Raw genomic sequence first — 21,623 nt, 5'->3', positions numbered from 1 at the left:
GCCATGTCCCTGTTCCTGCCCTCCGAGCCACGTTCCCGACTGGTCGTCCTCGGCCTGGACGGCCTGCCGCTGAACCTCGCCCGCACCCTGGGGGCGTCCCTGCCCAACCTGCGCAGGCTGGCCGGGGACGCGGTCACGGTCCGGGCCGAACTGCCCGAGCTCTCCCCGGTCAACTGGACCAGCGTGGCCACCGGGGAAGGGCCGGAGGGGCACGGCGTGTTCGGCTTCTCGCACCTCGATCCCCGGACCTACGGCCTGCGCGTCACCCAGGCCACGGACGAGACCTGCCCGACGGTCTTCGACCGCCTCGGGGAGCGCGGCCTGGTCTCGCGGGTGGTCAACCTGCCCAACACCTACCCGGCCCGCCCCCTGCGCGGCATGCTCGTGGCCGGATTCGTGGCCCCGGACCTTCGCGGCGCGGCCTACCCGCCCTTCCTGGCCGCCCGGCTCGGCGAGGCGGGCTACAAGCTTGAGGCCGACACCACGCGCGGCCGGACCGATCCGGCCTACCTACTCGACGAACTGCGCGAAACGCTCAAGTCCCGGCTCACGGCCCTGGACATGCTCTGGCCCGACCTGGGCTGGGACCTGTTCGTGCACGTCTTCACCGAGACCGACCGGCTCTTCCACTTCCTCATGGACGCGGTCGTCCGCCCCGAGCTCCCGGCCCACTTCGAGTGCCTGCGCTTCCTGGCCGACTGGGACCACGCCCTCGGGCGATTCCTGGCCCGCTACGACGCCCTGCCCGAGCCCAAGCGGCTCCTGGTCGTGGCCGACCACGGGTTCACGGAGCTGACCACCGAGGTCAGCCTGAACACCTGGCTCATGCGGGCCGGGCTCCTGTCCCTGTCCGGCGCGCCGGACGACGAGTGGGACGCCTCGAAGATCACCCCGGAATCCAAGGCCTTCGCCCTGGACCCCGGACGCATCTACCTGCACGAGCGCAGGAGGTTCGCGCGCGGCACGGTCCTGCCCGGCGAGCGCGAGGGGCTGCTCGCGCGCATCATCGACGGGCTCATGGCCCTCAAATACGAGGGCGCGCCGGTCCTCAGGGCCGTGCACCGGGGGACGGCGTTCTATCCGGGCTCGGCCTCGGACCAATGCCCGGACCTGGTTTGCGAACCGCGCCCCGGCTTCGACCTCAAGGCCAAATTCGACCGCTGGAATATTTTTGGTTTGCATGGACGCACCGGGACACATACGGTGGACGGAGCCATTTTCGCCGACACCCGCGGCGCGCGGCCCGAACGCATGCGGGACGTCGGACGCATCATCCTGCAACACTTCGACATCACCGGATAAATGAGTATCGATTTCGAGAACGAACTGAATGACGCCCAGCGCGAGGCCGTGACCACCACCGAGGGACCGGTGCTGGTCATCGCCGGGGCCGGGTCGGGCAAGACCCGGACCATCGTCTACCGCCTGGCCAACCTGGTCCAGAAGGGCGTGGACCCGGCCCAGATCCTGCTCCTGACCTTCACCCGCAAGGCCGCCCAGGAGATGCTCGCCCGTGCCGAGACCATCCTCGGCCGCCCCCTGCACGGCACCTCGGGCGGCACCTTCCACTCGTTCGCCTACGCCACCCTGAGGCGCAACGCGGCGGACATCGGCTTCGCGGGCGGATTCACCCTCATGGACCGGGCCGACAGCGAAAACGTCTGCAAGGAGGTCCGGGACGAACTCAAGCTCGGCAAGGGCGACCGCTCCTATCCCAAGAAGGCCACCCTGCTGGATATGATCACCAAGTCCCGCAACAAGGAGCTGACCATCGAGGCGGTCATGGAGCGCGAGGCCTACCACCTGAGCCCCTACCTCGAGGACATCCAGCGCATCGCCGACGGCTACGCCGGGTTCAAGCGCAAGCACGCCCTGGTGGACTACGACGACCTGCTCTTCCTCCTGGACGACCTGCTGGCCAAGAACGAACCCCTGCGCAACCAGCTGCAGGCCCGCTACCGCTATATCATGGTGGACGAGTATCAGGACACCAACCTGGTCCAGGCGCGCATCGTCCAACAGCTGGCCGGACCACGGGGCAACGTCATGGCCGTGGGCGACGACGCCCAGTCCATCTACGCCTTCCGCGGGGCCAACGTGGCCAACATCCTGAAATTTCCAAAGATATTTGAGGGCACCAAGCTCATCCGGCTGGAAAAGAACTACCGCTCGGTCCAGCCCATCCTCGACCTGACCAACGAAATCCTCAAGGGCGCGACCACCAAGTTCGACAAGCACCTCTACTCGGACCTCAAGAGCGACCACCTGCCCCAGGTCATCCATCCCCTGAGCGACCAGACCCAGGCCCGGCTGGTGGTGGACCAGATCCTCGAACTGGGCCGCAAGCACATGCTCCACGACGTGGCCGTGCTCTTCCGCGCGAGCTACCAGTCCTTTCCCCTGGAAGTGGCCCTGACGCGCATCGGCATCGACTACCAGAAGTTCGGCGGCATCCGCTTCCACGAGGCCGCCCACGTCAAGGACGTGCTCGCCTTCATCCGCCTGGTCATCAACCCGCACGACCTGATGGCCTGGCAGCGGGCCATGGAGCACATCAAGGGCGTGGGGGCCAAGACCGTGGCCAAGATCTACCAGGCCATGCACTCGGGCGACGAGAAATACATGGCCAAGATGGTCAAGAAGCACGAACAGCTCAGGGAGCTGCTGGCCGAACTGGACCGGCTGCGCGCGGGCGAGAAGCGCCCGTCGGCCGTGCTCGAGGCCGTGCTGGCCTTCTACCAGCCCATCCTCATCGAGAAATATCCGGACGATTACCCCAAGCGCCAGGCCGGGCTGGAGCAGCTCAGCCAGATCGCGGCGGGCTACAAGGACATGGACCAGTTCATCGGCGACCTCTCCCTGGACGGCGATCCGGACGATGAGCAGCGCAAGGAGAACGCGGTGGTCCTGTCCACGGTCCACTCGGCCAAGGGGCTCGAATGGGCGGCGGTGATCATCATCGACCTGGTGGAGGACCGCTTCCCGTCGCGCAAGGCCATGCAGCGGGCCGAGGACCTGGAGGAGGAGCGCCGCCTCATGTACGTGGCCTGCACCCGGGCCAAGGAGGAACTCCGGCTGTTCGTGCCCGGCTCGGTCTACAACCGGGCCAGCGGCCTGTCCGACCCCACCCTGCCCAGCCCCTTCGTCATGGAGCTGCCGGACACGGTCTTCGAGCGGCTGAACGAGTCCTACGGCGGCGGCCTGGAGACGCGGCGGCGGCCCGCCTACTCCCTGCCCGATCCGGTTCCGCCCGTTTACGAGTCCCGCGACGAAGCGGATGCGCGGGACGTCCCGGAACCGGCGCGGCCCAAGGTGGACCCGTCCAAGCTCGGGTTCTGCAAGCACAAAATTTTCGGCAAGGGCAAGATCACCGCCCAACTGGACGCGAACAAATACAGGGTCAACTTCCCCGGCTTCGGCCTCAAGGTCATCATCGGGGACTACCTGGAATTCCTCTGATGGAGTATGGACAGGCTATGCGAAGCGAAGCACACTTTCTGGAACGGATCGACCACTATTTCCCGCGCGAGCACGAGTTCCTGGCCCTGGGCCGGGGCGACGACTGCGCCGTGCTCCGGGGCGGCACCGACTACTGCGTGACCTCGGACCTCTTTCTCGAGGGCGAGCACTTCCGCCGCGACTACTTCTCTGCGGCCGACATCGGCTACAAGGCCCTGGCGGTGAACGTCAGCGATCTCGCGGCCATGGGGGCCAAGCCCGTGGCCTTCACCATGGACCTGATGGCCCCGACCAGCCTGCCGGACGAGTTCTGGGAGGAATTTCTCAAGTCCATGTCCGGCCTGGCCCGGCAGTTCGACATGGTCCTGGCGGGCGGCGACCTGAGCCGCTGCGAGCGTCTGGGCGTGTCCATCTCCGCCTTCGGCGCGCCCGGCGCCACCGGGTTCCTCAGGCGCGGCAACTGCGCGCCCGGCGACATCCTGTTCACCGTGGGCGACTTCGGCCTGGCCCGGGCCGGTCTCATGGCCCTGGAGGCCGAGGGGCTCAAGGCCCGCGAGACCCTGCCCTCGGCGGTCCTGGCCCATCTGCGGCCCAAGCCCAAGGTCATGATCGGCACCCTGCTCAACGCCGCCGGGATCAAGGGGCTCATGGACCTGTCCGACGGCCTGGCCCGCGACCTGCCGCGCTTCCTCGGACCGGACCTGGGCGCGACCCTGACCATCGACCCCGCCACCCTGCACCCCAACGTGCACGCCTGGTGCGGCCGGGAGGGCCTCGACCCGGTGGAATTCGCCATGCTCGGCGGCGAGGACTACGCCCTGCTCGGCGCGGTCTCGCCCTTCGAGGCGGGCAAGGCCCGGTCCGTGCCCGGCTATGTGGAGATCGGCACGGTGGGCAGGACCCCCGGCATCACCGTCAACGGAAGGCCCTTCACCAACCCCGGATTCGACCACTTCACCCAATAGACGGAGGCGTCATGGACATGCAACTGGCCGTCATCGGCACCATCCACTCGGACATCAAGGACCTGGCCTCGGCCCCCAAGATGGAGGACGAGGCCGGGGCCGTGCGTGCCCGCATCGAGATCGACCCGGCCTACGCCGAGGGGCTGGACGGCCTCGAACCCGGTGCGAAGCTCGAACTCTTCACCTGGTTCCACAAGTCCGACCGCTCGGTCCTCAAGGTCCACCCCCGGGGCAACAAGGACAATCCCGTGCGCGGGGTGTTCTCCACCCGCTCCCCGGCCCGGCCCAATCCCATCGGCCTGCACCGCGTCACCCTGGTGGCCGTCGAGGAACCCCTGACCCTGGTGGTCGAGCCGCTGGAGGCCATCGACGGCACCCCGGTCATCGACATCAAGCCCAAGCCCCGGGGCAGGTAGGTTCCATGGACCGGTTCGAGGCCGTGGAAACCACCGCCGAGAACCAGGTGGGCGGATGGGTGCGGACCACCGACGGCGTGCGGCTGTGGGTGGAGATTCGCGGCACGGGGCAACCCGTGCTCCTGCTCCACGGCTGGACCATGAGCTCCCTGTTCTGGCGGCGTCAGGCCCAGCTGGCCGAGACCTGCCAGGTCATCACCGTGGACTTTCGCGGCCACGGCCGGTCACAGACCACGCCGCGCGGCCACAACGTGGTCCGTTACGCCACGGACGTGCGCGAGGTCGTCACCGCCCTGGGGCTGACCCGCGCCCTGCTCGTGGGCTGGTCCATGGGCGGCTCCGTGGTCCTGGAGTACTGGCGGCGGTTCGGCCCGGACCGGCTGGCCGGGCTCGGCCTGGTGGAGAGCGGCCCCTACCCCATGTCCCCCGCGCCGTGGAACGTGCACAAGTGCCACGGCCACAACGAGGAGGCCATGCAGGCGGACCTGGAGGCCATGCGGGCGGACCGCCGGGGCTTCGCCACGCGCTTCGTCAACGCCATGTTCCTGTCGGGCCACGCCCCGGAACACGCCCTGCGCTGGATGGTCGCGGAACAGCTCAAGAGCGACCCGGCGTCGGCCGCCGCCATCTACGAGGACTACGCCCGGCTCGACACCACGCCCGTGCTGCCCACGGTGGCCCTGCCCGCCCTGGTGGTCTACGGCCGCTCCCTGCACATGTGCTACGGCCCGTCCACCGGGCGGTACGTGGCCGCCACCCTGCCCGATTCGCGCTTCGTCCTCCTGGACAAAAGCGGTCATATGCCGTTTTATGAACAACCCGAGGAGTTCAACCGGACCGTGTCCGGGTTCCTGGACTCGCTGAACGCCTGACCCCGCGCCCGAACAGGCGCACGAGGAAGCCCCCATGAAACGCCTACTCTCCGCCGTGCTGCTCGCCCTGCTCTGCCTGACCCCGGCCATGGCGGCCGAGCTGGCCGACGTGACCCTGCCCGACACCGTGGAGGTCGGTGCGCGGAAGCTTACACTCAACGGCATCGCCCTGCGCGAGAAGTTCATCGTCGACGTCTATGTGGCGGGGCTTTACCTGACGGAGAAATCCAATGATCCCCAGGCGATCCTGGCCAACGAGGGGCCGCGCATGATGGTCATGCACTTTGTCCGCGACGTGGACGCCAAGGCCATCAACGAGGCCTGGATAGACGGACTCGAGGCCAACGTGGGAAACGTCACCCCGGAACTGCGGGAAAAGTTCGTGGAGCTGACCAAAATGATGACGGACGTCAAGAAGGGCCAGGAGATGGGCTTCGTCTACGACCCGGCCACGGGCACCGACGTCATGATCGCCGGGCGGCCCCGGGGCGGCATTCCTGGCAAGGACTTCGCCGACGCCGTCCTGGCCACCTGGATCGGCCCCAAGCCCGGCCCCGGCAAGAGCTTCAAGCAACAGATTCTGGGCGGAAAATAAAGACCTCCCGGCTCCCCCCCCGCGAAGCGAAACACACCGCGCCGAAGGCGCCTAATCGGGATGCAAGGGGGCGAACCCTGTCGCTGCTGTCGCCATCTCCAAGGCTCGAAGACTCGCCTAAAAGCTGGCGCTGCCCGCCGACAAATCCGCAGGACAGCGGATTTGGACCGTGCCTGATAAGGCGCGACCCCGAAGGGGTGAGCCCCAGAACGGGGCGAATCAAGGCGAAGTCGCCCGACAATCGCCGCGAAGCGGCCTTCAAATCCTGATTTTTTTCTCCCTACCTGAACCGCCACCCGTTGGCGTAGACGTTGTACGAGTTGCCCCGGATGCGGCCAACGAGGCTCAGGTTGTTGCGTTCGGCGTAGGTAACGGCCGAGCTGGTGGCCGCCGAGAACCCGCACAGGACCGGGATGTTGGCGGTGGTCGCCTTCATGGCCAGCTCCACGGCCAGACGCGAGGAGAGCATGGCGATGGTCACCCCCTCCAGGGTGCCTTCGAGCAGCGCCCGGCCCAGGGCCTTGTCAAAGGCGTTGTGCCGCCCCACGTCCTCGCCGTAGGCGATCAGCTGCCCGTCCGCGGAGAACAGGGCCGCCGCGTGGGTGCACCCGGTGTTCTTGAACAGGTTCTGCCGCCGCTCGAAGATTTCCTTGAGCCGGAAGAGCATGTCGGGCGCGATGTGTACGGGCCGAGGCGAGGGATAGATGCGCCGCACGGTCCGCCCCTCCCTGAGGGTCACTTCCGCACGGGAGGGGCCGTGGTAGGACAGGGCGAGGGTGCCGATGTCCTCCGGGCACATGATCCGCGACTGGGAGAACAGGTAGCCCGCCACCAGGTTCAGGTCGTCGCCGGGGGTACGGGCCAGGACGGCCTCGGGCTGTCCGTTGACGGTCAGCCGGATGTCGGCCTCCTCGGCGATCTGGTCATCCTTGAAGGACAGCTTCCCGTTTTCGAAACGCTGGATGGTCACCGGACAGGCCGGTTGCAGGGGACGGGTCTCGGCCGACCGGTCGGGGCGATCCGCTTCCGCCGGGCCGTTCAGTGCCCTGAGATGCGTCGTGGGTTCGCCCATGGGCTTAGTCCAGGGAGTTCCAGAGGGTTGGGGAAATGGGCACCAGGTCGTGCTCGCGGGCGAAGATGTCCAGGTGGATCAGCCCGATCTGCACGGCATCCAGGTCCGGCAGGGGGTCGCATTCGCGCATGTCGATGTTCAGGCAGTACTTGCCGCACTTGTGGCAGGCCTCGATGCGCTCGAACCTGGCGTCGTCCATGTAGAAGACCTCGCGCGACTCGTTGTCGTCGTTGCCGCAGGCCGGACAGGCGTTGCGCATGTAGCGCCAGTCGTGGCCGCACAGGGAGCAGTGCAGGAACTTCTTGCCCCCGCCGCCGACCAGCTGGTCCAGGTCCGTGACCTCCTTGGGGGAGAGCTGGGAGATGGAGGGCGTGGACCCGCAGACCGGGCAGTAGCCGTGGTCCCAGCCGAGCTTGGAAAGGGGCTCGCCCAGTCCCTGGGCCAATGCGCACAGGACAGGCGAGAAAACGGTCTCTGCAATATACAGCAGCGTGGTGAACGGTGTGATGCCGAGCTGTACGGAGGTGTTCTCAAAGTGTTTCCAATTGCCTTCGATCCGTGCCTGGGCGAGCCCCGCAAGGTTGTCGGCATTGTCCAGAAAGGCTTCGAGCTTGCGCCACGCCTCCGGGTCGGGATTGAGCACGTCGAACAGCAGGGGCAGGAGGGATGCCGCCGATTGTCGCATGCTCCCGGCCCATGGGGCGAGGTCCACGTCCACCATCAGGGGCACGCCCTGGTTGGCGCGGGCCGCGTCGAGGACGGGCAGGTCCAGGCCCTGCGCCGCCAGTTCGTCGCGCAGCCGCGCCTTTTCCACGAAGAGCGGGCGGAACTTGTCGGCCAGCTCGGCATAGGCGGGCACGCGCCGCTTGATGGCGTCGAGGGTCAGGGCAACAGCCTTCTGGTCAAAAACCGATTTCATGGAACGCTCCATAGCCTCCGCCCGTGGCCGGTGCGTCCGGGGACGCTCCGGCCTGGCGGAGAGGTGGTTTCAGGTTACGCCTTCATGGCCTTGAAGGGCCTGGTCAGGGTGGCCAGGAACTGCTTCTTGGACATGGGTCCGACATTGGCCTCGGCCACGGCGTGGTCGTGGTACTTGGCGGGCTCGTCGATGAGCAGGTAGATGACGTTGACGTCATCGGGGTCCGCCAGCATCGCCTTGGGCCACTTCTTCTTCAGGAGTTCGAGGCGCTGCTTGCCCAGGGCGAGCATCTCCTCGCGGTCGCCGAAGTTCATGGTCCCGGTGGGACAGGCCTTGACGCAGGCGGGCGGCATGCCCGCGTGGATGCGCTCGTTGCACATGGTGCACTTGCTCATCAGCCCGGTCTCGTCGTTGCGCCGCGGGATGTTGTACGGGCACGCATCGCGGACCTCTCCGGCCTGTTCCTTGGTGAAGCCCTTGGTCTTCTCGGTGAAGATGACCGCGCCGGTCTTCTCGTCCTTGAGGATGGCTCCGTCGATGTACACGTCGCCCAGCTCCTTGCACGGAGGGACTTCGCAGTGGCGGCACTGGTCCGGGAAGAAGTTCCAGCGGACCACGCCGTCCTCGAGGTGTTCGCTGAAGCGAACGAGTTTGTAGTTGTAGGGATTCAGGTCCTGCGGATTCTGGTGACTGCCCCAATGGTACTGGGTCGTCTTGTTGGCGGGCAGTTCATGCCACTCCTTGCAGGCGATCTGACAGCCGCGGCACGCCGTGCAGCGGGATGTGTCTATCAAGAATGACTTAGGCATGGCGCATCCTCCTTAGGTTGCCAGCTCGGTGAGCTTGTCTGCCTTGCGGATGTTCACGCAGCAGGCCTTGAATTCCGGAATGGTCGTGTTCGGGTCGCCGACCGAAGGCGTCAGCCGGTTGGTCGAGTCGCCGGTTCCGGGGGTCGTCCAGCCGAAGCAGAACGGCATGCCTATTTCATGGATGATCCGGCCGTGCACCTTGAGCGGGCGCATGCGGACCGTGACCATGGCGATGGCTTCGACCCGGCCGCGGATGGACTCCACGATCACGCCGTCGCCATTCTTGATGCCCTTTTCCTGCGCCAGTTCCGGGCTCATCTCCACGTAGAGCTGCGGCTCGGCCTCGAGCAGGTTGGGGATGTTTCGGGTCTCGCCGCCGCCGCACCAGTGTTCGGTCAGGCTGTAGGTGGTCAGCACGATGGGGTACTTGGGATCGGCGGGCTTGGCCAGCTTGTCCATGTCGGAGGAGACGAACTTGTACACCGGGCTGTTGAGCTGTCCGGAGAACAGGTTCTTGTTCACGGGGGTCTCCACCGGCTCGTAGTGCTCGGAGAACGGACCGTCCTGACGGCCGGGGCCGTAGATCTGGCCGAAGCCGAACTTGGACATGATGAACGGGTACTTGCCCTTGCCGGTGGCCATGGGCGGCCAGCCGCCGTCGGGCACGTCGCCGATCCACTTGCCGTCCTTCCACTCGATGACCGCCTTGGCCGGGTTGTACGGCTTGCCGTTCAGGTCCACGGAGGCGCGGTTGTAGAGGATGCGGCGGTTGACCGGCCAGCACCAGGACCAGTTGGGGAACAGGCCGATGTTGGCCTGCATCTCGGTCTGCTTGGTGGAGCGGCGCTTGGCCTTGTTGCCGTCCTCCTCGGTATAGCTGCCCGCGTAGAGCCAGTTCAGGCTCATGGTCGAGCCGTCGTCTTTCAGCGCGGTGAAGGAAGGCACCTGCTGGCCCTTCTTGTACAGCTTGTCGCCGACCTTGGAGTCCACGGTGAAACGGCCGTTGATGCGCTGGCACAGGTCGTCCGGATCATAGGTCTCGGGGTAGTCGAGCCAGGTCACGGCCTCGGGCAGCTTGCCGCCCTCCTTCTCGTACAGCTTCTTCACGCGGGACATGAATCCGCAGAACATGTCGCCGAAGGGCCGCGCCTCGTAGGCGGGCTTGACGACCTGGTAGTGCCAGAGCAGCCAGCGGCCGGAGTTGGTCACCGAGCCGTCCTTTTCCAGACGGTGGGCCGAAGGCAGGAGGAAGACCTCGGTCTTGACCTTCTTCGGGTCCACGCCGGGGCGATGCCAGTTGTCCGTGGTCTCGGAATGGTGGAGTTCGGAGGTGACCAGCCATTCGAGGTTGTCCATGGCCTTGCGCAGTTTGTTGGTGTTGGGAACGGAGTTCATCGGGTTCAGGCCGATGATGATGCCGCCCCGGATCTTGCCCTGGTACATGCGGTCGAAGAGGTACAGGTAGGAATAGTCCCCGCCCTTCTCGATCTTGGGCAGCAGCTCGTAGCAGAAGCCGTTTTCCCTGGTGGCGTGATCGCCGTACCAGGCCTTGAGCAGGCTGGCGAAGTACTTGGGCTTGTGCTGCCACCAGTTGGCGGACTGCGGATCGTTGCTGACCGGGGTGTTGCCCTTGATGTACTCGTCGTAGGTCTGCCAGCCGTTGTGCGGCATGGCCATGTAACCCGGGATGATGTGGTACAGCAGGGTGTGGTCCGTGGATCCCTGGACGTTGGGCTCGCCGCGCAGGGCGTTGATGCCGCCGCCGGCCACGCCGATGTTGCCGAGCAGCAGCTGGATGATGCCCGCGGAGCGAATGTTCTGCACGCCCACGGTGTGCTGGGTCCAGCCCAGGGCGTACATGACGGTCCCGGCCTTGTCCGGTTTGCCGGTGGCCGCGAAGGCCTCGTACACCTTGAGCAGGTTTTCCCTGGACACGCCGGTGGTGGCCGAGACGGTATCCAGGTCGTAGCGGGAATAGTGCTGCTTGAGCAGCTGGAACACGCAACGGGGGTTCTTCAGGCTGGTGTCGCGAACGGGAACGCCGTTCTTGTCCATCTCGAAGCCCCACTTGCTCTTGTCGTAGGACCGGGTCTTGGGGTCGTAGCCGGTGAAGATGCCGTCCTTGAACCCGAAGTCCTTGCCCACGACCAGGGCCGCGTTGGTGTACTCGGCCACGTACTCGTGGAAGTATTTCTCATTGTCGACGATGTACTTGATCATGCCGCCCAGGAAGGCGATGTCCGTACCGGACCGCAGGGGGACATGGAAATCCGACCGCGCGGACGTGCGGGAGAACTTCGGGTCCACGTGCATTACCGTGGCGCCCTTGTCCTTGGCCTGCAAGACCCACTTGAAGGAAATCGGATGGTGTTCGGCAGCATTGCTGCCCATGATAAGGATGGAATCGGCATTCTTGATGTCGATCCAGTGGTTGGTCATCGCGCCGCGTCCGAACGACTCTCCCAGAGCCGCAACAGTGGCGCTGTGTCAGATACGCGCCTGGTGGTCCATGTGGACGACACCCAGGCCGCGCATCGCCTGATGGGCGATGGCACATTCCTCGTTGCCCGCGTGGGACGTGCCCAGCAGGAACATGGATTCGAGACGGTTGACGGTTTTACCCTTGTCATCCTTGAGAATGAGGTCCTTGTCGCGGGTGTCCTTGATGCGCCGCGCGATGCGGTCCAGCACCCAATCCCAGTCCTTCTCTTCCCACTTGTCGCCGTAGGGAGCGCGGTACAGGGGCTTCTGCAGCCGGTGATGGCTGGTGGTCATGGTGAACATGGCCGCGCCCTTGGCGCACAATGCGCCCTCGTTGATGGGATAGTCCGGGTCGCCCTCTGTGTTGACCAGCTTGCCGTCCTTGACGTAGCCGATGATGTGGCAGCTCACCGAACAGAACGGACAGACCGTCACCACCTCTTTGGCGCCGGAGATCTTGATCTCCGCCGCGTAGGCCTTGACCGGCGTCAGGCTGACGCCGAGCTGACCGAGGGTGAGACACGCCGCTCCGGAGCCTGCGAGCTTCATGAAGCTTCGGCGGTCGAGTTTCATACCTATGGCCTCCTTGCTATACGCCGGACGTCTTTGACCGGCCCGGCAGTTGCTTACCCGGACGAAATGCCCAGGTACAGCCATACTAGCATAAAATTCAATCAATTCAACATGTTATATTTAACACATTGAAAAGCGCAGGAATCGGATCATTTATACCGGTCGAGGGAAAAAGGCAGGAATTCATGGCTTTTGGAAAGAGCATAGGCCTCGACCTCGCGGTACCATCGGTCGTAGCACCTGGTGATGGATTTTCCGAAGTCGGTCAGGTGGTATCCGGCGCGCCGGTTGGAATCCCGTTCGATGAGCTTGTGGCCGATCAGATCCTCGGTGGTCTTGATCTTGCCCCAGGCGCCCCGGTAGGACATGCCCAGGGCCTCGGCGGCCGCCTTGAGGGAGCCGCGCTCCTCCACGCTTTTCAGGAGCTGCAACCGGCCCAGACCGAACAGGACGCCCTCCTCGGTCTCAAACCACAGATGCATGCGCATGGTCGGATTGGCCTTGCAGCCGGCCTGCTTGGTCGTGCGTACATCCAGCATGGTCTACCTCCCCGCGGGCATGTCGGGAATATCCGGACCCCGTCCGGCCACCGCGCCGGGCAACGCCCGAACCGGACCATGGCACCCGGCGCGGCCGCCACGCGGGGCCGGGATGCCGGATCGGCCGGATTCAAACGTACATTGGGTCATGGATCGTCCTCTCGTTTCATTATGCCCACATAGACATAACTACTTCCTAGGGGACCGGGAGGCTCCCCACAACTCCTTCCGGACTGCACAACGTTTTGGCACAAAATAGTCTTAATTATCTGAAATACTGTGAGTTAATCAATTCATAGTAAAATCCGAACGACGAGGTCCCTTTTCCTTCCGCCCTTTTACCCTACAAATTCGTCGGGTTACAAATCGAAGACATTTCTGTTTTCACATGCAGAAAGTGGTGTCAAATCGTTGAAAAGATCGTTTTCCTGTTGCCTTCCCTGTTTCGCAAATAGAGATTTGTATTGGTAATTTATTGATAACATCAATATTTAATCGGTCAATCCACAACGTCCGGTCCAGAGGGGAACATCTATGTCCGAAAACACGCACCACGCCATGTGGGAAAAACTGAATATGGACCTCGAAGCGCACGACGGCCTGCTCGAGGTGCTCGGCAAATTCTACGGGGACATCTACCTGTCCCAGGAAAACCGCCTGAAGGGAGCGGAATACCTTGATTTCGTCCTTTCTGAGGTGCACGGGCTGCGCATCAGGGAGATCCAGGACGCCAAGGCCGAGGGGCGCAAGGTGGTCGGCTCCTTCTGCGTCTTCGTGCCCGAGGAGATCACCCTGGCCGCCGACGCCGTGCACGTGGGCCTGTGCGCCGGGGCCGAGGCGGGCAGCGAACTGGCCGAACAGCTGGTCCCGCGCAACACCTGCGCCCTGATCAAGTCCTTCATCGGCTTCAAGCTGGCCAAGCTCTGCCCGTACATCGAGTCCACGGACATGATCGTGGGCGAGACCACCTGCGACGGCAAGAAAAAGGCCTACGAGGCCTTCAACGAGATCGCCCCCACCTACGTCATGGAGGTGCCCCAGACCAAGTCCGAGGCCGCCCGCGAGTTGTGGAAGGCCGAGGTCGTGCGCTACATGATGGAAGTGGAGAAGCTGACCGGCCGGACCATCACCGCCGAAAAGCTCAAGCAAGGGATTAAGATTCTCAACAACCGGCGGCGCGCCCTGCAACGGCTGACCAGCCTGCGCGCGGCCTCTCCGGCCCCCATCTCCGGGCGCGACGCCCTGCTAATCAACCAGATCAGCTTCTACGACGACCCCATCCGGTTCACGGCCAAAATCAACGAGCTGTGCGACGAACTGGAGGCGCGCATCAAGACGGGCGAGGGCGTGGCCCCGGCGGGCACCCCCCGACTGCTCCTCTCGGGCTGCCCCATGGCCGTGCCCAACTGGAAGCTGCCCTACGTGGTGGAGAGCTCCGGCGCGGTCATCGTGGGCGAGGAATCGTGCATCGGCACCCGCAACTCGCGGGACCTGGTGGACGAGTCGGGCGAGACCCTGGAGGAGATGATCGACGCCATCGCCGACCGCTACATGAAGATCGACTGCGCCTGCTTCACCCCCAACCACGAGCGGCTGGACCACATCACCGCCCTGGCCAGGGACCTCAAGGCGGACGGCGTGATCCACTACAGCCTGCTCTTCTGCCAGCCGTACACCCACGAGTCCCTCAAGGTGGACAAGACCCTGCAGGCCGAGGGCATCCCCATGCTCTCCATCGAGACCGACTACTCCATGGAGGACGTGGAACAGCTCAAGACGCGCATCGAGGCCTTTGTGGAGACCCTTGCATGATCGCGGGCCTGGACATAGGATCACGTTCCATAGAACTGGTCGTCCTCAAGGACGGCGAGGTGGCGGATTCGCGCAAGCTGCCGACCACCTTCGATCCGGTGTCCCAGTGTTTCAGACTGCTGGATGGATTGCGCCCCGCCTCCTTGGTCGGGACCGGCTACGGACGCAATCTCATCCAGCGCCTGGACCTGGGCTGCGTCTGCACAACCATCACCGAGATCAAGGCCCACGCCCTGGGCGCGGCGCACCGCTTCCCCGAGGCGCGCACCGTGCTGGACATCGGCGGGCAGGACACCAAGGCCATGTCCCTGGCGGACGGCAAGGTCTTGAAATTCGAGATGAACGACCGCTGCGCGGCCGGCACGGGCAAGTTTCTGGAATACACGGCCGGGGTCTTTCAGATCCCGGTGGAGGAGTTCGGGCCATACGCCCTCAAGGGCGAGAACCCGCCCGAAATCAGCTCCATCTGCACGGTCTTCGCCGAGACCGAGGCCACCTCGCTCATGGCGCGCGGGGAGCGGCCCGAGGCCATCGCGCTGGGCCTGCACAGGGCCATCGTCAAACGCACCGCCAACATGCTCCGCCGGGTGGGCCTCAACTTCCCCCTGGTCTTCACCGGGGGCGTGGCCAACAACCCCTGCGTCCTGGCCCTGCTGGCCGAGTCCATCGGCGGCGAGATCGGCCGGGACATCCTGGTCCCGGACATGCCGGACCACATGGGCGCCCTGGGCGCGGCCCTGCACGGCCACAACGCGGCCGGAGACGCCCCCTAGCAGCTAGAACTGCGGGACGAGTCGGCGGATGGGCCGAAGGAGCCTGTCCATGCGACTGGAGCTGGGGCTCGGCACCTCGCTGGCCCCGCCCGCGGTCTCGAAGGTGTAGAAAAGCTCGGGATCGATGCGCCGCGCCTCGGCCAGGACGAGCTTCATGTCCTTGCGCTTGCAGACCACGAACTGGACCGTGACCGCGCCCTCGGAGCCCTCCCCGGCCACGGTGGTGATCATGAACCCGGCCCGGCGCACGGCCAGGGCGATGTCCACGCCCTTGCGGGCGCTGATGATGCGCACCACCACGTTGCCGAGCGCCAGCTTCTTCTCGGCCAGGATGCCGATCACGTTGCCTGCGGCGAAGCCCACCGCGTAGAACAGCCCGAGCACCGGCGTGTCGCCGACCTTGGTCATGACCGCCGAGGTGCCGAAGACCCACAGGGTCATCTCCAGGCAGCCCAGGTAAAAGGCCGCCCGCGACTCGCCGAGCATGGTCACGATGGTCCGCACGGTACCGATGGTCAGGGCCATCACTTCCAGGAGGAAGATGACCAGCCCGAGGAACAGGACATCCATAGTCATAGTCTCACCCTCAAAATGAAATTCGAGCAGCGAGCACTATGCACCTTCGCTCCGTGGGTCAAGGGAAATCCACGGGAAAAAATGTGACAATTGCAGCCTCGGTCCCCAGGCGGCAAAACCGCCGCCCGCCGCCCTTGCCCTCCCTTTCCCGCCGTCCCGCGCAACACGCTCTGTCCGTTGAAGAAACGGAATCCCTTCCGGCGGGCGGGACGCCAGGCGACCCGGTCCCGAAAAAAAAGGGCGGTCCCCGACGGGACCGCCCTTGAACAGCCTTGGCAGGCGAGCTTACTTCTTGAGCCAGCTCATCATCTTGCGCAGGCGGCCGCCGACTTCCTCGATCTGGGTCTCGGACTCGATGCGGCGCATGGTCTTGAGGCCCACCTGACCGGCCTGGTTGTCCAGGATGAAGTCGCGGGCGAACTTGCCGGACTGGATGTCCTTGAGCACGCGGCGCATTTCCGCACGGGTCTCGTCGGTGATGATGCGCGGGCCGGTGACGTAGTCGCCGTACTCGGCGGTGTCGGAGATGGAGTAGCGCATGTTGGCCAGACCGCCCTCGTACATGAGGTCGATGATCAGCTTGAGTTCGTGCATGCACTCGAAGTAGGCCATCTCGGGCTGGTACCCGGCCTCGACCAGGGTGTCGAAACCGGCCTTGCACAGGGCGGTCAGACCGCCGCAGAGCACGGCCTGCTCGCCGAACAGGTCGGTCTCGGTCTCTTCCTTGAAGGTGGTCTTGATCACGCCGGAGCGGGCGCCGCCGATGCCCTTGGCGTAGGCCAGGGCGATGTCGGTGGCCTTGCCGGAGGCGTCGGCGGCCACGGCCACGAGGCAGGGCACGCCGCCGCCCTCGGTGAAGGTGCGGCGCACCAGGTGACCGGGGCCCTTGGGGGCGATCATGACGCAGTCCACGCCCTTGGGCGGGGTGATCTGCTGGAAGTGGACGTTGAAGCCGTGACCGAAGGCGATGACGTTGCCCTCTTCGAGGTACGGAAGAATTTCGTTCTTGAAGACTGCGGCCTGGTACTGGTCGGGCAGCAGAATCATGATCATGTCGGCCTTCTTGGAGGCGTCGGCCACGGACATGGGCTCGAAGCCGTGCTCCTTGGCCAGATCATAGTTGGGACCACCGGGACGCTGGGCCACGATGACGTTGACGCCCGAGTCGCGCAGGTTCTGCGCGTGGGCATGGCCCTGGCTGCCGTAGCCGATCACGGCCACGGTTTTGTCTTTCAGAAGGGTCAGGTCCGCATCTTTCTCGTAATACACTTTCATGGGAATATCTCCTCGATATTGTTTGCCCCCAGTTGGGACACAACGGCTTGAATTATATGAACATGCGAAAAATCCGGGCGAGGAGCGAACTCCTGGCCCGGTGACTCGCCTGGTTGCAAATTATAGGTCGATCTGCATGGAGCGCCGCATGGCGACATTGCCGGTGCGGGCGATTTCCTTGATGCCGAACCGGGTGAGCAGATTGACGAGGGCGCCGATCTTGCCCTGGTCGCCCGTCACTTCGATGGTCAGCTCATCGACGCTCACGTCTACAACCTTGCACCTGAAGATGTCAACAATACGCAGGATCTCCGCGCGTTTTGAATCCTCGGCATTGACCTTGAGCAGGACCATTTCGCGCTCGACGGACTTCAGTTCGGTGAGATCCTTGACTTTGATGGTGGGAATCAGCTTGCGAAGCTGCTTGACGATCTGCTCGACGATGGCGTCGTCGCCCTCGGCCACGATGGTCATGAGGGAGACGCCCTTCTCCAGGGTCGGGGCAACGTTCAGGGAATAGATGTTGAAGCCGCGGCCGGAAAAGAGCCCGGCCACACGGGACAGGACGCCCGGTTCGTTTTCAACCATCACGGAAAGTGTATGCTTGCTCATCACGGCCTCCTAAACCAACAGCATCTCGGTCAGCGACGCTCCGGCCGGGACCATGGGGTAGACGTTTTCTTCCTTTTCCACGCGGATGTCCACGATGACCGGCTTGTCCAGCTTGAAGGCCTCGCGCAGGGTCTTCTCCACGTCCTTCTTCTCTGTCACGCGGAAACCGGCGGCCCCGTAGGCCTCGGCCAGCTTGACGAAGTCGGGCTGGGCGTCCATGCAGGTGGCGCAGTAGTTCTTCTCGTAGAAGAGTTCCTGCCACTGCCGGACCATGCCGAGGTAGCCGTTGTTCAGGATGACGATCTTGACCGGCAGCTTGTTGCAGACCACGGTCATCATCTCCTGGATGCACATCTGGATGGAGCCGTCGCCCGCGATGTCGATGACCAGCTTGTCCGGGAAGGCGCGTTGCGCGCCCATGGCCGCGGGGAAGCCGTAGCCCATGGTGCCCAGGCCGCCGGAGGTCAGCAACGTGTTCGGACGGTTGTACTTGTAGAACTGGGCCGCCCACATCTGGTTCTGGCCCACCTCGGTGGCGATGATGGCGTCACCCTTGGTGATTTCGTAAATTTTCTCGACCACGTACTGGGGCTTGATGCCGTCGGTGTCGTCCTTGTAGGTCAGCGGATGCTCCTGCATCCAGCCCTGGACCTTGTCCACCCACGGCTGGTGGTCGGCGGCCCAGTCGAACGTATCGAGGGTCCCCTCGGTCTCGGTCTTGAGCGCGGCCAGGGCGGACTTGCAGTCCGCCACCAGGGGCACCTGGACCGAGACGTTCTTCTGGATGGAGGTCGGGTCCACGTCGATATGCACGATGGTCGCGTTGGGCGCGAAGGTGTCCACCTTGCCGGTGACGCGGTCGTCGAAGCGCGCGCCCACGGCCAGGAGCAGGTCGCAGTTGTTCACCGCCATGTTGGCGGCGTAGGTGCCGTGCATGCCGAGCATGCCCAGGAACAGCGGGTCGTCGCCCGGGAACGCGCCCAGCCCCATGAGGGTGGCGGTCACCGGGATGTGCAGCTGCTGCCCGAGCCAGGTCAGCTCCTCATGGGAACCGGAGGTGATCACCCCGCCGCCCGCGTAGATCAGCGGGCGCTTGGCCTTTTGCAGCAGCTTGACCACCTTGCGGATCTGGCCGATGTGCGGGCTCTTGGTCGGCTTGTAGCTGCGCATGGACACTTCTTCGGGGTACTTGAACTCGGTGACCTGCTGCTGGATGTCCTTGGGCAGGTCCACGAGCACCGGGCCGGGCCGTCCGGTGCGGGCCAGGTAGAAGGCCTGCTTGACGATCCGGGCCAGGTCCTTGACGTCATGGACCAGGTAGTTGTGTTTGGTACAGGGTCGGGTGATGCCGACGATGTCCACTTCCTGGAAGGCGTCATTGCCGATCAGGGCCCGGGGCACCTGACCGGTGAAAATGACGACCGGAATCGAATCGGCGTAGGCCGTGGCGATGCCGGTTACGGTATTGGTGGCTCCGGGGCCGGAGGTGACTAGGCATACCCCTACCCGGCCGGTGGCCCGGGCGTAACCGTCGGCGGCGTGAATCGCGCCCTGCTCGTGACGCACCAGGATGTGCTCCACGGACGACTTGGGGATCTCGTCATAAATGTCGATCACGGCTCCCCCGGGGAAACCGAACATGACATCAACACCTTCCGCTTCCAGACACTTCAGCAGGATCTGGGCCCCGGTCAACTTCATTTGCTACGCCTCCAATTGGCGGTATTTGTCGAGCAGCGCCGACAGGGTGGTCTTGCCCGCCAGTTTCTTCTTCTTGAGTTCCTTCATTTCCTGCATCTCCGTGGGGGAAAGGTAGGACTTGGACTCGAGTTTATCCAGCATTTTCTCATAATTGATATGTTGGTCCCACAGCGCCTTGAGTTGCGTGTCGCTGGCCCCGTACTTCTCAATGAGATCAAGGTCCTTGGCTTCCATGTGCTGCTCCTTTTTACAAGTTATTGCGGTGCGTTGCCTGAGAGAAGACTTCCCCAGTCCGGCTCGCCCGCAGTATTAAGTGCCAGATGCTTCCTCCGGCTGGCGTGGCCGGACACGATCTCCACCTGGCTTTTTTTCAACTGCAACAAACGGGCGATGTACGCGACCAACCCCTTGTTGGCCTTGTTGTCCACCGCCGGGGCCCTGAGTCGAACCTTCAGGCACCCCTGGTACTCGCCGGCGACCTCGTCCTTCCTGGCGCCCGGCTGGGCCCAGACGTCGAGAGCCCATCCCGACTCCCGCTCGGAAACGAACACCGGCCGTGAAATACGCGCCCCCTACTCCGCCTTCTTCAGGTACTTGAGCTTGGACTCGATCTCCTCGACCTTGTCCCGCTCGGGGTCGCTGCGCTCGAGCATCTCCAGATGCGCGTTGAGCATGCCCTTGAGCTGGACCTCGAATTGGGTCCTGGTCCGCTTCAGGGATTCGATCTCCTCGTGAATCTGCGCCAGCCGGTTGTGCCCCTTGCGCACGGTGTCGTCGGCCTTGGCGCGCGCCTCGTCCAGGATCAGCTGGGCCTCGCGCCCGGCCGCCACCTTGAGGTCGTCAACCATCTTCTGGGTGGACATGAGGGTGTCCCGCAGGGTCTCGTCGCGCAGCCGGTACTCCTTGAGCGAGCTCTCCAACCGCTTGATCTTCTTGCGCATGCCTTTCTGTGCGTCGGCCGCGTCACCCAGGACCTCGGCCAGTTCGAGCATGAACTGATCGACCTCCACACGGGAATAGCCGAGCAGGCTGCGCGAAAACTGCTTGTTGAGCAAATCGATCTTGGAAACGGTCACCTCGGTCCTCCTTGTCAAAGGGCTACATGGACATGCCGGAACCCATGGAATAGGCCAGCCGCAGGAGGTTTCCCACGACCACTATCTGGCAGACCTTGATGGCCAGCAGGACCACGATGGGCGAGAGGTCGAAGCCGCCGACCACGGCAAAGGGAATCCAGGTGCGGATCTTGTAGAAGACCGGTTCCGTGATGCCGCGCAGAAAACGAACGATGGGATTGTACGGGTCCGGGTTCACCCAGGAGAGGAGAGCGGATATGATGACGACCCAAAAGTAGGCGGTGAGAACGATGTCGAGAACGGTAGCGATTGCTTGGACAATCAAGTCCATGAGGCCTCCAGACGGCGCGGCGCAAAGCACCGGCGATTAGTATCAATGTTGGTAATTTCGCACACGGGAATGCAAGAATCAAGTCCTAAAACGCGGGAGCACACCCTTTGTAGCAGCGCTGCATGGCCGCCCGGATGGACCAGAAATCCTCCACGTGGACCTCGGCGTCCAGGGCCGGGTCCCGATAGGCCCAGAAGCGCACCCCCGCGGCCTGGGCCGCCCGCTGGTCCACCACGGAATCCCCGATGTAGGCCACCTCGTCCGGACGCACGCCGTGCGCCTCCATGATCCGGTACAGCCCCTCGGGGTGCGGCTTGGGCTTGCTGACCACGCAGGAGGTGATCACCGGGTGGAAGAAGCCCTCCAGGTCCGTGAGCTTGAGGACCAGGTTCATGGACTCGCCCCGGCTGGTGTTCACGGCCAGTTGGAACCCGGCCGCGCGCAGCCACCACAGGAATTCGCGGATGCCGTCAGAGCGCTTGAAGTACGGAGCCAGGTCCGCCTGGTTCATGGTCCGGCCGATGGCGAAGGCCTGTTCCAGCCTGTCCGCGGGCACGATGTGGCGCACGGCCTCTTCGTGGGTCCGGGTGTGCACGTAGTATTTCTCCGCCTCGGTCATGGGCCCCAGGCCCAGTTCGCTGCGGATGGTGCCGTAATAGACCATGTTGGCCTCATACGAATCGATCAGCACCCCGTCGTTGTCGAAGACGATGGTCTTGAGGCCCTCGACCAGACGGGGGTTCATCAGGGAGTTGGCGATCGCCATG

At 64.3% G+C, this 21,623-nt stretch carries 22 protein-coding genes; 8 read left to right on the top strand and 14 right to left on the bottom strand.

The features are described from left to right. Window positions 1–3: 3 nt before the first annotated feature. From DND132_RS01705 to DND132_RS01680, 6 genes are read left to right on the top strand one after another with little or no spacing between them, the layout of a single operon-like run. Window positions 4–1,302, top strand: coding sequence for an alkaline phosphatase family protein (locus DND132_RS01705; protein ID WP_014320976.1), 1,299 nt, complete (start codon window positions 4–6; stop codon window positions 1,300–1,302). Continuing rightward, window positions 1,303–3,459 carry an ATP-dependent helicase gene (locus tag DND132_RS01700; RefSeq protein ID WP_014320975.1) on the top strand — a complete coding sequence of 719 codons (2,157 nt, stop codon included), beginning with the start codon at window positions 1,303–1,305 and terminating at the stop codon, window positions 3,457–3,459. A gap of 17 nt (window positions 3,460–3,476) precedes the next feature. Beyond that, window positions 3,477–4,424 (top strand): thiamine-phosphate kinase, encoded by a 948-nt coding sequence (gene thiL / locus DND132_RS01695; RefSeq protein WP_014320974.1) that lies wholly within the window; start codon window positions 3,477–3,479, stop codon window positions 4,422–4,424. An 11-nt stretch (window positions 4,425–4,435) separates the two neighbouring features. Next, a complete protein-coding gene (tsaA, locus tag DND132_RS01690) occupies window positions 4,436–4,840 on the top strand; it encodes a tRNA (N6-threonylcarbamoyladenosine(37)-N6)-methyltransferase TrmO (RefSeq protein ID WP_014320973.1) in 405 nt (134 codons plus the stop codon). A 5-nt stretch (window positions 4,841–4,845) separates the two neighbouring features. Then, window positions 4,846–5,712 carry an alpha/beta fold hydrolase gene (locus tag DND132_RS01685; protein ID WP_014320972.1) on the top strand — a complete coding sequence of 289 codons (867 nt, stop codon included), beginning with the start codon at window positions 4,846–4,848 and terminating at the stop codon, window positions 5,710–5,712. 34 nt (window positions 5,713–5,746) lie between these two features. Next, window positions 5,747–6,307 (top strand): chalcone isomerase family protein, encoded by a 561-nt coding sequence (locus tag DND132_RS01680; RefSeq protein WP_014320971.1) that lies wholly within the window; start codon window positions 5,747–5,749, stop codon window positions 6,305–6,307. Between the two features lie 280 nt (window positions 6,308–6,587). Here the strand turns inward: DND132_RS01680 and DND132_RS01675 are convergent, their stop codons facing one another. The 5 genes from DND132_RS01675 to DND132_RS01650 form a co-directional block, all read right to left on the bottom strand. Next, window positions 6,588–7,379: a formate dehydrogenase accessory sulfurtransferase FdhD gene (locus DND132_RS01675; protein WP_014320970.1), complete on the bottom strand. Its 792-nt coding sequence runs from the start codon at window positions 7,377–7,379 to the stop codon at window positions 6,588–6,590. Window positions 7,380–7,383: 4 nt separating this feature from the next. Further along, on the bottom strand, window positions 7,384–8,298 hold the full coding sequence (locus DND132_RS01670; RefSeq protein WP_014320969.1) for a formate dehydrogenase accessory protein FdhE: 915 nt from the start codon (window positions 8,296–8,298) through the stop codon (window positions 7,384–7,386). A gap of 74 nt (window positions 8,299–8,372) precedes the next feature. Continuing rightward, a complete protein-coding gene (locus DND132_RS01665) occupies window positions 8,373–9,107 on the bottom strand; it encodes a 4Fe-4S dicluster domain-containing protein (protein ID WP_014320968.1) in 735 nt (244 codons plus the stop codon). A 12-nt stretch (window positions 9,108–9,119) separates the two neighbouring features. Next, window positions 9,120–12,161 carry a formate dehydrogenase-N subunit alpha gene (gene fdnG / locus DND132_RS01660; RefSeq protein ID WP_014320967.1) on the bottom strand — a complete coding sequence of 1,014 codons (3,042 nt, stop codon included), beginning with the start codon at window positions 12,159–12,161 and terminating at the stop codon, window positions 9,120–9,122. Between the two features lie 149 nt (window positions 12,162–12,310). Next, the gene (locus DND132_RS01650) at window positions 12,311–12,700 is read right to left on the bottom strand and encodes a winged helix-turn-helix domain-containing protein (protein WP_014320966.1); all 390 of its coding nucleotides are present in this window, start codon (window positions 12,698–12,700) and stop codon (window positions 12,311–12,313) included. 534 nt (window positions 12,701–13,234) lie between these two features. Here DND132_RS01650 and DND132_RS01645 point away from each other — a divergent pair. Together DND132_RS01645 and DND132_RS01640 are read left to right on the top strand one after the other, a co-directional pair. Beyond that, complete coding sequence (locus DND132_RS01645) at window positions 13,235–14,512, top strand: double-cubane-cluster-containing anaerobic reductase (RefSeq protein ID WP_014320965.1); 1,278 nt, start codon at window positions 13,235–13,237, stop codon at window positions 14,510–14,512. After that, window positions 14,509–15,285: an acyl-CoA dehydratase activase gene (locus DND132_RS01640; RefSeq protein ID WP_014320964.1), complete on the top strand. Its 777-nt coding sequence runs from the start codon at window positions 14,509–14,511 to the stop codon at window positions 15,283–15,285. Before DND132_RS01645 ends, DND132_RS01640 begins: the two co-directional genes overlap by 4 nt. Window positions 15,286–15,288: 3 nt before the next feature. Here DND132_RS01640 and DND132_RS01635 read toward each other — a convergent pair whose 3' ends face one another. The 9 genes from DND132_RS01635 to DND132_RS01595 all read right to left on the bottom strand — a co-directional run bounded on the left by DND132_RS01635 (window position 15,289) and on the right by DND132_RS01595 (window position 21,622). Further along, window positions 15,289–15,861 (bottom strand): DUF2179 domain-containing protein, encoded by a 573-nt coding sequence (locus DND132_RS01635; protein ID WP_014320963.1) that lies wholly within the window; start codon window positions 15,859–15,861, stop codon window positions 15,289–15,291. 285 nt (window positions 15,862–16,146) lie between these two features. After that, window positions 16,147–17,136, bottom strand: a complete 990-nt coding sequence (gene ilvC, locus DND132_RS01630) for a ketol-acid reductoisomerase (RefSeq protein WP_014320962.1) — start codon at window positions 17,134–17,136, stop codon at window positions 16,147–16,149. A 120-nt stretch (window positions 17,137–17,256) separates the two neighbouring features. Further along, window positions 17,257–17,748, bottom strand: coding sequence for an acetolactate synthase small subunit (ilvN, locus tag DND132_RS01625; protein WP_014320961.1), 492 nt, complete (start codon window positions 17,746–17,748; stop codon window positions 17,257–17,259). Window positions 17,749–17,757: 9 nt separating this feature from the next. Beyond that, window positions 17,758–19,449, bottom strand: a complete 1,692-nt coding sequence (gene ilvB / locus DND132_RS01620) for a biosynthetic-type acetolactate synthase large subunit (protein WP_014320960.1) — start codon at window positions 19,447–19,449, stop codon at window positions 17,758–17,760. 3 nt (window positions 19,450–19,452) lie between these two features. Next, window positions 19,453–19,683 carry a DUF465 domain-containing protein gene (locus DND132_RS01615; protein ID WP_014320959.1) on the bottom strand — a complete coding sequence of 77 codons (231 nt, stop codon included), beginning with the start codon at window positions 19,681–19,683 and terminating at the stop codon, window positions 19,453–19,455. 20 nt (window positions 19,684–19,703) lie between these two features. After that, window positions 19,704–20,000, bottom strand: a complete 297-nt coding sequence (locus DND132_RS01610; RefSeq protein WP_014320958.1) for a DUF167 domain-containing protein — start codon at window positions 19,998–20,000, stop codon at window positions 19,704–19,706. A 21-nt stretch (window positions 20,001–20,021) separates the two neighbouring features. Then, window positions 20,022–20,525 (bottom strand): DivIVA domain-containing protein, encoded by a 504-nt coding sequence (locus DND132_RS01605; protein ID WP_014320957.1) that lies wholly within the window; start codon window positions 20,523–20,525, stop codon window positions 20,022–20,024. Between the two features lie 22 nt (window positions 20,526–20,547). Then, on the bottom strand, window positions 20,548–20,856 hold the full coding sequence (locus DND132_RS01600; RefSeq protein ID WP_014320956.1) for a YggT family protein: 309 nt from the start codon (window positions 20,854–20,856) through the stop codon (window positions 20,548–20,550). 85 nt (window positions 20,857–20,941) lie between these two features. After that, entirely contained in the window at window positions 20,942–21,622 is a 681-nt protein-coding gene (locus tag DND132_RS01595; protein WP_014320955.1) for an HAD family hydrolase, read from the bottom strand. Window position 21,623 lies beyond the last annotated feature (1 nt).

Source organism: Pseudodesulfovibrio mercurii (assembly GCF_000189295.2).
In the GTDB taxonomy this organism is placed as follows: Bacteria; Desulfobacterota; Desulfovibrionia; order Desulfovibrionales; family Desulfovibrionaceae; genus Pseudodesulfovibrio; species Pseudodesulfovibrio mercurii.
The sequence above is the reverse complement of the archived record's forward strand: the minus strand, read 5'-3'. Positions and strand labels throughout refer to the sequence as shown.

Excerpts from the sequence above, each read along its gene's own strand:
- tsaA (WP_014320973.1), top strand. The coding sequence starts at position 4,436 with ATGGACATGCAACTGGCCGTCATCGGCACCATCCACTCGGACATCAAG.
- DND132_RS01615 (WP_014320959.1), bottom strand. The coding sequence starts at position 19,683 with ATGGAAGCCAAGGACCTTGATCTCATTGAGAAGTACGGGGCCAGCGAC.
- DND132_RS01595 (WP_014320955.1), bottom strand. The coding sequence starts at position 21,622 with ATGGCGATCGCCAACTCCCTGATGAACCCCCGTCTGGTCGAGGGCCTC.
- DND132_RS01640 (WP_014320964.1), top strand. The coding sequence starts at position 14,509 with ATGATCGCGGGCCTGGACATAGGATCACGTTCCATAGAACTGGTCGTC.
- DND132_RS01645 (WP_014320965.1), top strand. The coding sequence starts at position 13,235 with ATGTCCGAAAACACGCACCACGCCATGTGGGAAAAACTGAATATGGAC.
- DND132_RS01670 (WP_014320969.1), bottom strand. The coding sequence starts at position 8,298 with ATGAAATCGGTTTTTGACCAGAAGGCTGTTGCCCTGACCCTCGACGCC.
- ilvN (WP_014320961.1), bottom strand. The coding sequence starts at position 17,748 with ATGAGCAAGCATACACTTTCCGTGATGGTTGAAAACGAACCGGGCGTC.
- DND132_RS01685 (WP_014320972.1), top strand. The coding sequence starts at position 4,846 with ATGGACCGGTTCGAGGCCGTGGAAACCACCGCCGAGAACCAGGTGGGC.
- ilvC (WP_014320962.1), bottom strand. The coding sequence starts at position 17,136 with ATGAAAGTGTATTACGAGAAAGATGCGGACCTGACCCTTCTGAAAGAC.
- DND132_RS01650 (WP_014320966.1), bottom strand. The coding sequence starts at position 12,700 with ATGCTGGATGTACGCACGACCAAGCAGGCCGGCTGCAAGGCCAATCCG.
- DND132_RS01700 (WP_014320975.1), top strand. The coding sequence starts at position 1,303 with ATGAGTATCGATTTCGAGAACGAACTGAATGACGCCCAGCGCGAGGCC.
- DND132_RS01705 (WP_014320976.1), top strand. The coding sequence starts at position 4 with ATGTCCCTGTTCCTGCCCTCCGAGCCACGTTCCCGACTGGTCGTCCTC.
- DND132_RS01600 (WP_014320956.1), bottom strand. The coding sequence starts at position 20,856 with ATGGACTTGATTGTCCAAGCAATCGCTACCGTTCTCGACATCGTTCTC.
- DND132_RS01665 (WP_014320968.1), bottom strand. The coding sequence starts at position 9,107 with ATGCCTAAGTCATTCTTGATAGACACATCCCGCTGCACGGCGTGCCGC.
- thiL (WP_014320974.1), top strand. The coding sequence starts at position 3,477 with ATGCGAAGCGAAGCACACTTTCTGGAACGGATCGACCACTATTTCCCG.
- ilvB (WP_014320960.1), bottom strand. The coding sequence starts at position 19,449 with ATGAAGTTGACCGGGGCCCAGATCCTGCTGAAGTGTCTGGAAGCGGAA.
- DND132_RS01680 (WP_014320971.1), top strand. The coding sequence starts at position 5,747 with ATGAAACGCCTACTCTCCGCCGTGCTGCTCGCCCTGCTCTGCCTGACC.
- DND132_RS01675 (WP_014320970.1), bottom strand. The coding sequence starts at position 7,379 with ATGGGCGAACCCACGACGCATCTCAGGGCACTGAACGGCCCGGCGGAA.
- DND132_RS01635 (WP_014320963.1), bottom strand. The coding sequence starts at position 15,861 with ATGACTATGGATGTCCTGTTCCTCGGGCTGGTCATCTTCCTCCTGGAA.